This window comes from Streptomyces sp. LN549 (genome assembly GCF_043203805.1).
Taxonomy (GTDB): domain Bacteria; phylum Actinomycetota; class Actinomycetes; order Streptomycetales; family Streptomycetaceae; genus Streptomyces.
Map to the genome: position 1 here is coordinate 2,359,426 of NZ_JAZHRI010000002.1, position 12,429 is coordinate 2,371,854.

Here is a 12,429-nt window from a genome sequence, read left to right on the forward strand (position 1 = left end):
ATGGACGGGGCTCCTGCTGTGGCGATCAGTTCAGGTGATCAGTGGTGGCCGTGGCCGCTGGTGATCTCCTTGTACTCCTCGGCGGTGGGCTTGGCGATCTGGTTGTTCTCGCCGTAGAAGCCCTTGCTGAGCTTGGCCCGCAGCTTCGTCACCAAGGACACCTTGCGCTCGACACCGTTCTCGTCGACCGTCGGGCCGATCTCGACCGGCTTGTACTGCTCGTGCGCGGTGAGCGTGTGCAGCTGCGCGGGTGCCAGCGGCTCGTGGACCTCGACGAACTCACCGTGCGGCAGGCGCTTGATGAGACCGGACTCGCGCCCGTGCAGCACCTTCTCCTTGTCCCGGCGCTGAAGGCCGAGGCAGATCCGCTTGGTTGCGACGAACGCGAGGACCGGAGCGACGAAGAACGCGATCCGCACGAACCAGGTGATGGAGTTGATCGACAGGTGGAAGTGCGTGGCCCAGAGGTCGTTGCCACCACCCATGAGCAGCACCATGTACCAGGTGATCCAGGCGACGCCGAAGGCGGTGCGGGTCGGGGCGTTGCGCGGACGGTCCAGGATGTGGTGCTCGCGCTTGTCCCCGGTGACCCAGGACTCGATGAACGGGTAGACCGCGATCGCGGCCAGGACCAGCGGGAAGATCACCAGCGGAATGAACACACCCAGGACCAGGGTGTGGCCCCAGAGGTTGATCTCCCAGCCCGGCATGACACGGATCAGGCCCTCGGAGAAGCCCATGTACCAGTCGGGCTGGGCGCCGGTGGACACCTGGTCCGGCCGGTACGGGCCGATGGCCCAGATCGGGTTGATCGAGGCGATGCCCGCGATGGCGGCGATGACACCGAAGACCAGGAAGAAGAAGCCTCCGGCCTTCGCCATGTACACCGGCAGCAGCGGCATGCCGACGACGTTCTTGTTGGTGCGGCCGGGACCCGCGAACTGCGTGTGCTTGTGGTAGAAGACCAGGATCAGGTGGGCCACCAGCAGGCCGAGCATGATGCCCGGGAGCAGCAGGATGTGCACCGAGTAGAACCTGGCGACGAAGTCACCGCCCGGGAACTCCCCGCCGAAGAGGAACATCGACAGGTACGTACCGACGATCGGCACGGACAGGATCGCGCCCTCCATGAAGCGGACACCGGTGCCGGAGAGCAGGTCGTCGGGGAGCGAGTAGCCGGTGAAACCGGTGAACATGCCCAGGACGAACAGCAGGAAGCCGAACAGCCAGTTGATCTCACGGGGCTTGCGGAAGGCACCCGTGAAGAAGACGCGCATCATGTGCACGAACATGCCGGCCAGGAAGATCAGCGCGGCCCAGTGGTGGATCTGCCGGACCAGCAGACCGCCACGGACGTCGAAGCTGATGTTCAGGGTCGAGGCGTAGGCCTCGGACATCCGGATGCCCTGCATGGGCTCGTACGGGCCGTGGTACACGACCTCGTTCATGCTCGGGTGGAAGAACAGCGTCAGGTACACACCCGTGAGGATGATGATGATGAAGCTGTAGAGGCAGATCTCACCGAGCATGAAGGACCAGTGGTCCGGGAAGATCTTGCGCATGTTGGCCTTGGCCAGGGAGTAGATCCCGAGCCGGCCGTCCGCCCAGTCGGCCACCTTCTCACCGGCGGGCGCCTTGCGCTTCGTATCGGTCGCAGTAGTCATCCGCGCTCCCAGAATGCAGGACCGACGGGCTCTTCGAAGTCACCGAGCGCCTCGAGGTTGCCCTCGCTGTTCACGCCGATCCGCAGCTGCGGAAGAGCGTGACCGGCCGGACCGAAGATGACGCGGGCGCCGTCGGAGAGGTCGAAGGTGGACTGGTGGCACGGGCAGAGCACGTGGTGCGTCTGCTGCTCGTACAGGCTGATCGGGCAGCCGACGTGGGTGCAGATCTTCGAGAAGGCCACGATTCCCTCGTGGGCCCACTCGCGCTCGCGCTTGTCCTTGATGTTGTCCGGCTCGATGCGGACGATCATCAGGGCTGCCTTGGCGATCTGCTTCTGGAAGTCGTGCGCGTCCTCCTCCAGGCCCTCGGGCATGGCGAAGGTCAGCGAACCGACGACGACGTCCTCGGGACGCAGCGGCTCCATCGTGTTCATGTTGACGAGCTGCTTGCCCTTGGCCCACAGGGTCGAGCGAAGCTTCTTCTCCGGAAGCGGACCGAGGTCACGCAGCAGCATCACACCGGCGAGCGGCACCAGGGCCAGCGCACCGAACATGGTGTTGCGGATCAGCTTGCGCCGGCCGAACGCGGACTCCTCGGCACCTGCCGCGAAGTCGGCGAGAACCTTCGCCTTGACCTCGGGCTCGGCCGCGATCGCGTGACGTTCGTCCGCGACCTCCACGTCCGACATCAGGGTGCGCGCCCAGTGGACGGCGCCCGCGCCGATCGCGAAGAGCGCCACGCCCAGGGTCAGCCCCAGGGAGAAGTTGAGCGCGCTCACATGACCGAACGGGAAGATGTAGACGATCTTGTCGACCGGGAAGATGACGTAGGAGGCGATGAAGCCGACCGTCGCCAGCATGGACAGCGTGAACATGAACGCGACCGCGCGCTCGGACCGGTTGGCGGCCCGTTCGTCGATGTCCTGGATGCGCGGCCTGTGGGCCGGCAGCCCCGGGTCGGCGAACGGATCGCCGGCACCCTCTACCGCGCCGTGCGCGGCGTCCTGCTCTGCGGGCAGGTTCTCTTCTGGAATCTCTTGGCTACTCATGACTTCTTGGCCTTAGCGGTGTGGGCCGCGACCCAGACGGCAACTGCGATCAGTGCGCCGAGCCCGAAGATCCAGCCGAAGAGACCCTCGCTGACCGGACCGAGACCGCCCAGCTTGAGGCCACCCGGGCTCTCGGCCTGCGAACTGTTCACGGTCTGGACGTACGCGATGATGTCCTTCTTCTGCTGCTCGGGCATCGTCGAGTCGGGGAAGGACGGCATGCTCTGCGGGCCGGTCTGCATGGCCTCGTAGATGTGCTTCGGGTCCACGCCTTCGAGGTTGGGGGCGTACTTGCCGTTTGTCAGGGCACCGCCCTCACCGGTGAAGTTGTGGCACTGGGCGCAGTTGGTACGGAACAGGTCGCCACCCTTGGCGACGTCCGCGCCCTCAGGGCTGACCTGGCTCTTGGTCGGGACGATCGGACCGGCGCCGAGCGACGCGACGTATGCCGCGAGCTGGTCGATCTCGGCCTGGGTGTAGATGACCTTCTTCTTCGGCACCTGGGCGCCCGGCTGCTGTGCCGGCATACGGCCCGTGCCGACCTGGAAGTCGACGGCGGCGGAGCCCACGCCGACAAGCTGGGGCCCGTCGGTGGTGCCCTGACCGCCGGTTCCGTGGCAGCTGGCGCAACCGACGGAGTACAGCTTCTTGCCCTCGTCGATGGCGAGGGACTGGGCGGTGTCGTCGGCCTGCGCCTTACTCGCGGGCGCAAACGCGGCGTACAGCCCCCCAGTAGCCGCAAGCGCGAGGAGTAGTACGACGACCGCCGCCAACGGATGGCGTCGTCGTGCGGAGAGCTTTTTCACGGATTACCCCGGTGTCAGGATCTTCTGCGTCGATGATGTGGTTCGGGTACGAGCCCGGTTACTTGATCATGTAGATCGTGGCGAACAGGCCGATCCACACAACATCGACGAAGTGCCAGTAATAGGACACGACGATGGCTGCGGTCGCCTGCTCATGGGTGAACCTCTTGGCTGCGTATGTCCTGCCCAGAACGAGCAGGAAGGCGATCAGACCGCCTGTCACGTGCAGACCGTGGAAGCCGGTGGTCAGGTAGAACACCGAGCCGTACGGATCCGAGGACAGCGAGAGGCCGTCCTTCTTCACCAGCTCCGTGTACTCGAAGACCTGGCCTCCGATGAAGATCGAACCCATCACGAAAGTGATCACGAACCAGGTACGGAGCTTCTTCACATCGCCCCGCTCCGCGGCGAAGACGCCGAGCTGGCAGGTGAGTGAGGAGAGCACCAGGATCGTGGTGTTCGTCGCCGAGAACGGGAAGTTCAGGGCGGACGCCATTTCCTTCCAGTGATCTGGTCCGGTCACCGATCGCAGGGTGAAGTACATCGCGAAGAGGGCCGCGAAGAACATCAGCTCGGAACTCAACCAGATGATGGTTCCGACGCTGGTGAGGTTCGGCCGATTGACCGACGGGTGCGCGTGCCCGGTTTCTACTGTCGTTGCTGTCGCCACGACCGACATTATGTCGGTCGCTTATCCCGCCCTCACTCCGGGGGGTGCCGTTCGGTGTGTCAGAGGGGTGTGTCCTCCCCGAACGGCCCATGGAACCGCTGTCCGAAGCGATGCTGACAGGCAGTCGGGCGGAGTACGATCCGCGCATCGGGCAGCCCTCACGCACCGAGGGCCCCGACAGCCCCGAAGACACGGATGTCACGGAGGAACCATGCAGCCGACCGCCACGGTCCTGGTCTACAGCGACAACGCACACACCCGTGAGCAGGTGAGGCTGGCAGCCGGGCGCAGGCCTGCTGCGGACGTACCGCAGGTCGAGTTCCTGGAGTGCGCCACCCTGCCCGCCGTCCTGGACGCGCTGGACCACGGAGGCGTCGACGTCTGCGTGTTGGACGGCGAGACGGCCCCCGCGGGCGGCATGGGCGTCTGCCGGCAGATCAAGGACGAGATCTTCCGCTGCCCGCCGGTGCTGCTGCTGATCGGGCGCCCCCAGGACGCCTGGCTGGCCACCTGGAGCCGCGCGGACGCCGCGGTGACCCTTCCGGTCGAGCCGGTCGAGTTCGCGGACGCCCTGGCCGCCCTGCTGCGCAGCAGGCTCTCCGTAGGGGCCTGAGACCCCGCCTTCCTGTTGTGGCCCCGAGGGGCGGCGCACCCCGGCCGTCAGACCCCGGGGCGCAGCCGCGCCGCCCGGACCGTGTCGACGCGGTCCGGCGTGGCGTCGTTGTTCAGTGCGCTGCCCTTCTGCCACTTGGCCCAGGACAGGTTCCAGTCGCCGTAGCCGTTGTCGAACGGCGTCATGGTCTCGCCCTCACTGCCGACGACCGTGACGATGTCACCCTCGCGGACGGTGTTGAAGAACCACTCGGCCTCACTGGTGCTCATGCCGGTGCAGCCGTGGCTGACGTTCGCGGACCCCTGTGATCCGGTGGACCACGGGGCCGCGTGCACGTACTCGCCGCTCCAGGTGACCCGCGTCGCGTAGTAGACCGGCAGGTCGTACGAGTCCTCCGAGCCCTCGGCGATGCCGATGGACTCCCCGCGCATACGTACGTAGTACTCCTTGCCCAGCACGACCTTGACGCCGTTGCGGGTGGAGAAGCCGGGCTTGCCCGTGGTCACCGGAATGGTGTTGATCACTTCTCCGTTGCGCTTGACCGTCATGGAGTGCTCCGAGGCGTCGGTGATGGCCTCGATGCGGTCTCCGGTAGTGATCTTCAACGCCTTCGCAGGGGCGCCGTACAGCGCGTTGGTCACCTTGATGCCCGTCAGGTTGCTGCTGACCTCGACGGTGGCCCTCGCCGGCCAGTAGTCCTGCGGCCGGTAGTGCAGCGTCTTGTCGTCGACCCAGTACCAGGAACCGGTCACAGCGGGCGTGGAGCGCACCTTCAGGGCGCGTTCCACGGTGGCGCGGGCTGCTTTGTCGGCGACCGGGGCGCTGAGTACCGCTGTGACGGGCTGTCCGACGCCGTAGGTGCCCGCCTGCGGGCCGAAGGTGACCTTCAGGAGCTTCTTGGCCGCGGCGGTCTCGAAGGAGAGCGTACGGCTGCCAGGGGCGCCGTCGTCGTCCTCCATGCTGACCTTGACGGTGTAACGGGTCCCTGCGGCGAGCGGGGCCGTGGAGTGCCAGCGGTGGCCGTCGGCGTCGAGTTCGCCCGCCAGATGGCGTCCTTCGGTGTCCACGGCCGTCACATCGGTGATGCGGCCGTCGTCACCGTCGACGCTGACTTCGAGGGGCTTGTCCGGATCGGCCTTCTCGCCGCCGTCGGGGGCGTTGGAGGAGATCTCGTCCGCCGCGTCGTACGGCTGTGCCGAGAGCGGATGGTCGTCGGACTCCCCACAGGCGGCCGCCCCTGCGACCAGGGTCGCGGCCAGCAGAGCGCAGCTCATGACAGGACGGATTCGAGGCGTCTGGTTCATGAACCCACGCTAAGAAGATTCATCCGTTTCAGCGCGCCGGATGACTGCAAACGGGGGGCCCGCACTTCTCGTGGAAGTGCGGGCCCCCCGTCAGGTGGAGCGGTGTCACGGGTGGAGCGGTGTCACTGGGTGCGGTTCTCACCGCGGTAGTACTCGAAGACCCAGCCGAACAGACCGATCAGGATGACCGGGGCCGAGAAGTAGAGCAGCCACCAGCCGAAGACGACTCCCATGAAGGCGAGAATGCCGCCGACCGCCAGCGAGAGCGGCTGCCAGCTGTGCGGGGAGAAGAACCCCACCTCGCCGGCCTCGTCCGCCACATCGGCTTCCTTGTTGTCCTGCGCCAGTGCGTCGACCCGCCGGGCCGTGAAGGCCAGGTAGAAGCCGATCATGACGCTCAGCCCGAAGGCCAGGACGAGTGCGGTGGTGCCGACCGGCTCCTTGGACCACACGCCGTACGTGATGGCCATGACGAGGATGAACAGCGCCAGACCGAGGAACATCTTGCCCTGGACCTTCACTTGCCCGCCTCCTTGCCACCGGCGAGGGCCTTGTCACCCTCGGAGAGGTGATCCAGCTGCTCGAGCGCCGTGATCTCGGGGTGGTGCAGGTCGAACGCCGGGGATTCGGAACGGATCCGGGGCAGCGTGAGGAAGTTGTGCCGCGGCGGCGGGCAGGAAGTCGCCCACTCCAGCGAACGGCCGTAACCCCACGGGTCGTCGACCTCGACCTTCTTGCCGTACTTGGCGGTCTTCCACACGTTGTAGAAGAACGGCAGGATCGACAGGCCGAGCAGGAACGAGGAGATCGTCGAGATCGTGTTCAGCGCGGTGAAACCGTCCGCGGCCAGGTAGTCCGCGTAACGACGCGGCATGCCCTCGGCGCCCAGCCAGTGCTGCACCAGGAATGTGCCGTGGAAGCCGATGAACAGCGTCCAGAACGTGATCTTGCCGAGCCGCTCGTCCAGCATCTTGCCGGTGAACTTCGGCCACCAGAAGTGGAATCCGGAGAACATCGCGAACACCACGGTGCCGAAGACGACGTAGTGGAAGTGCGCGACCACGAAGTACGAGTCCGAGACGTGGAAGTCCATCGGCGGCGAGGCCAGGATGACGCCGGTCAGACCACCGAAGGTGAAGGTGATCAGGAAGCCGACCGCCCAGAGCATCGGTGTCTCGAAGGACAGCGAGCCCTTCCACATCGTGCCGATCCAGTTGAAGAACTTCACCCCGGTGGGCACCGCGATGAGGAACGTCATGAAGGAGAAGAACGGCAGCAGCACGCCGCCGGTGACGTACATGTGGTGCGCCCACACGGTCACCGAGAGACCGGCGATCGAGATCGTCGCGGCCACGAGGCCGATGTAACCGAACATCGGCTTGCGGCTGAATACGGGGATCACTTCGGAAATGATCCCGAAGAAGGGCAAGGCGATGATGTACACCTCTGGATGTCCGAAGAACCAGAAGAGGTGTTGCCAGAGCAATGCGCCGCCGTTTGACGCGTCGAAGATATGCGCACCGAACTTACGGTCCGCCTCAAGCGCGAAGAGCGCCGCCGCCAGCACCGGGAAGGCCAGCAGGACCAGGACACCGGTCAGCAGGACGTTCCAGACGAAGATCGGCATGCGGAACATCGTCATGCCGGGCGCGCGCATGCAGATGATCGTGGTGATGAAGTTGACCGAGCCGAGGATCGTGCCGAAGCCGGAGAAGGCCAGACCCATGATCCACATGTCGGCGCCGACGCCCGGCGAGCGGACCGCGTCCGACAGCGGGGAGTAGGCGAACCAGCCGAAGTCGGCCGCACCCTGCGGGGTGAGGAAGCCGGCCACCGCGAGGATCGAGCCGAAGAGGTACAGCCAGTACGCGAACATGTTCAGCCGCGGGAACGCCACGTCGGGCGCGCCGATCTGCAGCGGCATGATCCAGTTCGCGAATCCGGCGAACAGCGGCGTCGCGAACATCAGCAGCATGATCGTGCCGTGCATCGTGAACGCCTGGTTGAACTGCTCGTTCGACATGATCTGCGTGCCCGGACGGGCCAGCTCGGCGCGCATGAAGAGCGCCATCAGTCCGCCGATGCAGAAGAACGCGAACGACGTGACCAGGTACATCGTGCCGATCGTCTTGTGGTCAGTGGTGGTCAGCCACTTGATGACGACGTTTCCCGGCTGCTTGCGCCGGACCGGCAGCTCGTCCTCGTACGAGTCGTCTGCTGCCGCGGCACCCTGAGGTTCATTGAGGATGCTCACAGTTTGTTCGTCTCCGCATTCCTGGCCGGGTCGGTCTGCTCGATGCCGGCCGGCAAGTAGCCCGTCTGGCCCTTCTTCGCGAGCTCCTTGAGGTGCGCCTGGTAGCGCTCCGGGGAGACGACCTTGACGTTGAAGAGCATCCGGGAGTGGTCGACGCCGCAGAGTTCGGCGCACTTGCCCATGAAGGTGCCCTCCATGTTGGGAGTCACTTCGAAGGCGTTGGTGTGGCCCGGAATGACGTCCTGCTTCATGAGGAACGGCACCACCCAGAAGGAGTGGATGACGTCACGCGAAGTCAGGATGAAGCGGACCTTCTCACCCTTGGGCAGCCACAGGGTCGGGCCGGGGTTGCCGGTCTGCGGGTTCCGGTCTCCCGGGATACCGGCGTCGTAGACGCCGTCCGCACCCTTGGGGAACTGGTCGCGGAACCTGTCCGGAATGGCGTCGAGCTCCTTGGGGACCTCGTTGCCCGTGGCGGCGGAGCCGTCCACGTTCTCGATGTAGTTGAAGCCCCAGCTCCACTGGTAGCCGACCACGTTGATGGTGTGGGCCGGCTTCGCAGAGAGCGAAAGGAGCTTCGTCTCGTCGCGCGCGGTGAAGTAGAACAACACCGAGACGATGATCAGAGGAACCACGGTGTACAGCGCCTCGATGGGCATGTTGTACCGGGTCTGCGGAGGTACCTCCACCTTGGTGCGGCTGCGCCGGTGGAAGATGACGCTCCAGATGATCAGTCCCCAGACAAGGACACCCGTGGCGAGCGCTGCCGCCCACGAGCCCTGCCAGAGGGAAAGGATCCGAGGAGCCTCTTCCGTTACCGGGGTGGGCATACCGAGGCGGGGGAAATCCTGCCAGTTGTATGAACAACCGGAGGCCGTCGCCAGGACCAGGCCCGCAGTCAGCACCTGCGGCAGCTTCCGCCGCATCGGGCGCCGCGACAAGCGGTCGGAGCCGTTGGGACTCACGTAGCGCCTTCCCGAGAGTCTCGCCCGCACGGTCGGCGCGCCCGTCTCGCTGGTCGGTCGCCGGCCCTGACGCGGGCAGGGGTTTGGATGTTTATGCGGACCAAACCCTACTGGACGCTATTTGGGGTCGCGCGGGGAGGGTGCCCAACGCGCCGCCCGACTCCCCGAAGGGGTGGAATCCGGGGCTCCGGGCGCCATCTGACGCCCCCTCTCCCCACCGTCCGGACAGCCGGTCCCCGGCCGCGCCCGGGACCGGGCTAGCGTGGCCGGGTGCCCTACTTCGACGCCGCGTCCGCCGCCCCCCTCCATCCCGTCGCCCGCCAGGCGCTGCTTGCCGCGCTGGACGAGGGCTGGGCCGACCCGGCCCGCCTCCACCGGGAGGGACGGCGCGCCCGGCTGCTGCTGGACGCGGCCCGGGAAGCGGCCGCCGAGGCCGTCGGCTGCCGTCCCGACGAGCTGACGTTCACCTCGTCGGGCACGCGGGCGGTCCATTCCGGAATTTCCGGAGCCCTCGCGGGGCGTCGGCGTGTCGGCCGCCATCTGGTGGTGTCGGCGGTCGAGCACTCGTCGGTGCTCCATTCGGCCGCCACCCACGAGAGCGGGGGCGGATCGTTCACCGAGGTACCGGTGGACGGCACGGGCGCGGTGAGCGCGCAGGCCTACGCGAGCGCGCTGCGCGAGGACACCGCGCTGGCCTGCCTGCAGTCCGCCAACCACGAGGTGGGTACCGAGCAGCCGGTGGCCGAGGTGGCCGAGCTCTGCCGGGCCGCGGGGGTGCCACTGCTGGTGGACGCCGCCCAGTCACTGGGGTGGGGGCCCGTGCCGGCCGGCTGGTCGCTGCTCACGGCGAGCGCCCACAAGTGGGGCGGCCCAGCCGGGGTCGGGCTCCTCGCGGTGCGCAAGGGGGTGCGGTTCGCGGCCCAAGGCCCCACGGACGAACGGGAGTCGGGGCGGGCAGCCGGATTCGAGGACATCCCGGCGATCGTGGCCGCGGCGGCGTCCCTGCGGGCGGTGCGGGCGGAGGCGGCCGCGGAGTCGCTGCGGCTGCGGGCCCTGGTCGACCGGATCCGGGCCCGGGTGCCGGAGCTGGTGCCCGATGTGGAGGTGGTCGGCGATCCGGTGCGACGGCTGCCGCATCTGGTCACCTTCTCCTGTCTCTATGTCGACGGAGAGACCCTGCTCCATGAGCTGGACCGGTCCGGCTTCTCCGTATCGTCCGGTTCGTCCTGTACGAGCAGCACCCTGACACCGAGCCACGTGCTCAAGGCGATGGGAGTGCTCTCGGAGGGCAATGTCCGGGTGTCGCTGCCGACGGGCACGCCCGACGAGGACGTCGACCGCTTCCTGGAGGTGCTGCCCCCGGCGGTGGCGGGCGTGCGGGAGAAGCTGGGTGCCCCCGCCGCGGCCACCCCCTCCCCCGTCGCGGCGCCCTCACTGGTCGTCGACGCGCTGGGCAGGCGCTGCCCGATTCCGGTGATCGAGCTCGCAAAGGTGATCGGGGAGGTACCGGTGGGCGGGACGGTGACGGTCCTGTCCGACGATGAGGCGGCACGCCTCGACATCCCGGCCTGGTGTGCGATGCGCGAGCAGGAGTACGTGGGTGAGGAGCCGGCGGACCGGGGCTCGGCCTATGTGGTCCGCCGGCTCTCCTGACCAGAGGTGCTCAGGCGAGGTGCGTGCGCACCTCGGCCGCGGCCTCGTGGCCGTACGCCTTGGTGAAGCGGTCCATGAAGTGGGTGCGGCGCATGGTGTACTCCTGGGTGCCGACCGTCTCGATGACCAGGGTGGCGAGCATGCAGCCGACCTGGGCGGCCCGCTCCAGGCCCACGCCCCAGGCGAGACCGGAGAGGAATCCGGCCCGGAAGGCGTCGCCCACACCGGTCGGGTCGGCCTTGATCTCCTCCTCGGGGCAGCCGACCTCGATCGGCTCCTCGCCGACGCGCTCGATCCGCACGCCCCGGGCGCCGAGGGTGGTGACCCGGTGGCCGACCTTGGCGAGGATCTCTGCGTCGGTCCAGCCGGTCTTGGACTCGATGAGCCCCTTCTCGTACTCGTTGGAGAAGAGGTACGTGGCACCGTCGAGCAGGATGCGGATCTCCTCGCCGTCCATCCGCGCGATCTGCTGCGAGAAGTCCGCGGCGAACGGAATCCCGCGGGAGCGGCACTCCTCGGTGTGGCGGAGCATCCCCTCGGGGTCGTCGGCACCGATGGATACGAGGTCGAGGCCACCCACACGGTCGGCGACGGCCTTCAGCTCGATCAGCCGGGCCTCGCTCATGGCACCCGTGTAGAAGGAGCCGATCTGGTTGTGGTCGGAGTCCGTCGTACAGACGAAGCGGGCGGTGTGCAGGACCTCGGAGATCCGCACCGATCCGGTGTCGACGCCGTGCCGGTCGAGCCAGGCCCGGTACTCGTCGAAGTCGGAGCCCGCGGCCCCGACCAGGATCGGGCGGGTGCCGAGCAGACCCATGCCGAAGCAGATGTTCGCGGCGACACCTCCCCGGCGCACGTCCAGGTTGTCGACCAGGAAGGAGAGCGAGACCGTGTGCAGCTGATCGGCGACCAGTTGGTCGGCGAATCGGCCGGGGAAGGTCATGAGGTGGTCAGTGGCGATGGAGCCGGTGACTGCGATACGCACGGGGAGACTGCTCCTACGGAGGTCGAGGGAAACGATGTCTGCGTTCCCGGGGCGGCGTGACAGTTAACGCTACCGGTTCCCGCAATCAGGCGAAGGGGAAAAACTACCCGATAGTAGGGCTTTCCTCCTGAGCTCGGGGGTGCCTACGGTGCGGATATGTCGAACAACATCGCCTTGGGCGAGTCCGAGACCGGTCTGGCCGAGCTGCGCGGAGACTGCGCACGGATGGCTCCGCACTGGGTGGTACCCACAAAGATCGCTCCCGCCCCGGTGACGCCCTCCCTGATCCACGGCGTGACCGTGCCCCCCGCCTCGGCCCGGCTGATCGACGCGATGGCGGAGTACGGCGACTGAGACCGACCGGCTCCTCGTGGCCACGGCCGCCCCAGAGGGAACCGTGTGCGCCCGTGCCCCGTCCCAACGGTGCCCGCACCAGCGGGACGGGCCCTGTGCCGGGCCCTGACGC

Annotated in this window: 12 protein-coding genes; 3 read left to right on the top strand and 9 right to left on the bottom strand. The window is 67.2% G+C overall.

The window, feature by feature from the left end:
- Positions 1–38 precede the first annotated feature (38 nt).
- Genes SH922_RS10420 through SH922_RS10435 form a run of 4 tightly spaced genes read right to left on the bottom strand, consistent with a single transcriptional unit; the run spans position 39 to position 4,198 of the window.
- Positions 39–1,664 (bottom strand): cytochrome bc complex cytochrome b subunit, encoded by a 1,626-nt coding sequence (locus tag SH922_RS10420; protein ID WP_393057197.1) that lies wholly within the window; start codon positions 1,662–1,664, stop codon positions 39–41.
- Positions 1,661–2,713 carry a Rieske 2Fe-2S domain-containing protein gene (locus SH922_RS10425; RefSeq protein WP_393057200.1) on the bottom strand — a complete coding sequence of 351 codons (1,053 nt, stop codon included), beginning with the start codon at positions 2,711–2,713 and terminating at the stop codon, positions 1,661–1,663. Before SH922_RS10425 ends, SH922_RS10420 begins: the two co-directional genes overlap by 4 nt.
- Entirely contained in the window at positions 2,710–3,519 is an 810-nt protein-coding gene (locus SH922_RS10430; protein WP_393057202.1) for a c-type cytochrome, read from the bottom strand. The genes SH922_RS10425 and SH922_RS10430 overlap by 4 nt, the downstream gene beginning before the upstream one ends.
- 58 nt (positions 3,520–3,577) lie before the next feature.
- Positions 3,578–4,198 (bottom strand): heme-copper oxidase subunit III, encoded by a 621-nt coding sequence (locus SH922_RS10435; RefSeq protein ID WP_385287837.1) that lies wholly within the window; start codon positions 4,196–4,198, stop codon positions 3,578–3,580.
- 202 nt (positions 4,199–4,400) lie between these two features.
- On the opposite strand from SH922_RS10435, the gene SH922_RS10440 reads away from it, so the two are divergent.
- Entirely contained in the window at positions 4,401–4,802 is a 402-nt protein-coding gene (locus tag SH922_RS10440; protein ID WP_326735763.1) for a hypothetical protein, read from the top strand.
- Between the two features lie 47 nt (positions 4,803–4,849).
- Here SH922_RS10440 and SH922_RS10445 read toward each other — a convergent pair whose 3' ends face one another.
- The 4 genes from SH922_RS10445 to coxB all read right to left on the bottom strand — a co-directional run bounded on the left by SH922_RS10445 (position 4,850) and on the right by coxB (position 9,325).
- Positions 4,850–6,106 (bottom strand): Ig-like domain-containing protein, encoded by a 1,257-nt coding sequence (locus SH922_RS10445; protein WP_393057205.1) that lies wholly within the window; start codon positions 6,104–6,106, stop codon positions 4,850–4,852.
- A 122-nt stretch (positions 6,107–6,228) separates the two neighbouring features.
- On the bottom strand, positions 6,229–6,627 hold the full coding sequence (locus SH922_RS10450; RefSeq protein ID WP_326735765.1) for a cytochrome c oxidase subunit 4: 399 nt from the start codon (positions 6,625–6,627) through the stop codon (positions 6,229–6,231).
- The gene (gene ctaD, locus SH922_RS10455; protein ID WP_362555765.1) at positions 6,624–8,360 is read right to left on the bottom strand and encodes a cytochrome c oxidase subunit I; all 1,737 of its coding nucleotides are present in this window, start codon (positions 8,358–8,360) and stop codon (positions 6,624–6,626) included. The genes SH922_RS10450 and ctaD overlap by 4 nt, the downstream gene beginning before the upstream one ends.
- Positions 8,357–9,325 (bottom strand): cytochrome c oxidase subunit II, encoded by a 969-nt coding sequence (gene coxB / locus SH922_RS10460; RefSeq protein WP_393057208.1) that lies wholly within the window; start codon positions 9,323–9,325, stop codon positions 8,357–8,359. Before coxB ends, ctaD begins: the two co-directional genes overlap by 4 nt.
- A gap of 270 nt (positions 9,326–9,595) precedes the next feature.
- Between coxB and SH922_RS10465 the strand changes: the two genes are divergently transcribed.
- Entirely contained in the window at positions 9,596–10,978 is a 1,383-nt protein-coding gene (locus SH922_RS10465) for a cysteine desulfurase/sulfurtransferase TusA family protein (RefSeq protein ID WP_393057210.1), read from the top strand.
- 10 nt (positions 10,979–10,988) lie between these two features.
- On the opposite strand, the gene SH922_RS10470 is transcribed toward SH922_RS10465, so the two are convergent.
- The gene (locus SH922_RS10470; protein ID WP_393057212.1) at positions 10,989–11,963 is read right to left on the bottom strand and encodes a carbohydrate kinase family protein; all 975 of its coding nucleotides are present in this window, start codon (positions 11,961–11,963) and stop codon (positions 10,989–10,991) included.
- 156 nt (positions 11,964–12,119) lie between these two features.
- Between SH922_RS10470 and SH922_RS10475 the strand changes: the two genes are divergently transcribed.
- Positions 12,120–12,317 (top strand): hypothetical protein, encoded by a 198-nt coding sequence (locus SH922_RS10475; protein ID WP_393057214.1) that lies wholly within the window; start codon positions 12,120–12,122, stop codon positions 12,315–12,317.
- The last annotated feature ends 112 nt before the right edge of the window (positions 12,318–12,429 follow it).

Excerpts from the sequence above, each read along its gene's own strand:
- SH922_RS10420 (WP_393057197.1), bottom strand. The coding sequence starts at position 1,664 with ATGACTACTGCGACCGATACGAAGCGCAAGGCGCCCGCCGGTGAGAAG.
- SH922_RS10445 (WP_393057205.1), bottom strand. The coding sequence starts at position 6,106 with ATGAACCAGACGCCTCGAATCCGTCCTGTCATGAGCTGCGCTCTGCTG.
- SH922_RS10425 (WP_393057200.1), bottom strand. The coding sequence starts at position 2,713 with ATGAGTAGCCAAGAGATTCCAGAAGAGAACCTGCCCGCAGAGCAGGAC.
- SH922_RS10475 (WP_393057214.1), top strand. The coding sequence starts at position 12,120 with ATGTCGAACAACATCGCCTTGGGCGAGTCCGAGACCGGTCTGGCCGAG.
- SH922_RS10440 (WP_326735763.1), top strand. The coding sequence starts at position 4,401 with ATGCAGCCGACCGCCACGGTCCTGGTCTACAGCGACAACGCACACACC.
- SH922_RS10435 (WP_385287837.1), bottom strand. The coding sequence starts at position 4,198 with ATGTCGGTCGTGGCGACAGCAACGACAGTAGAAACCGGGCACGCGCAC.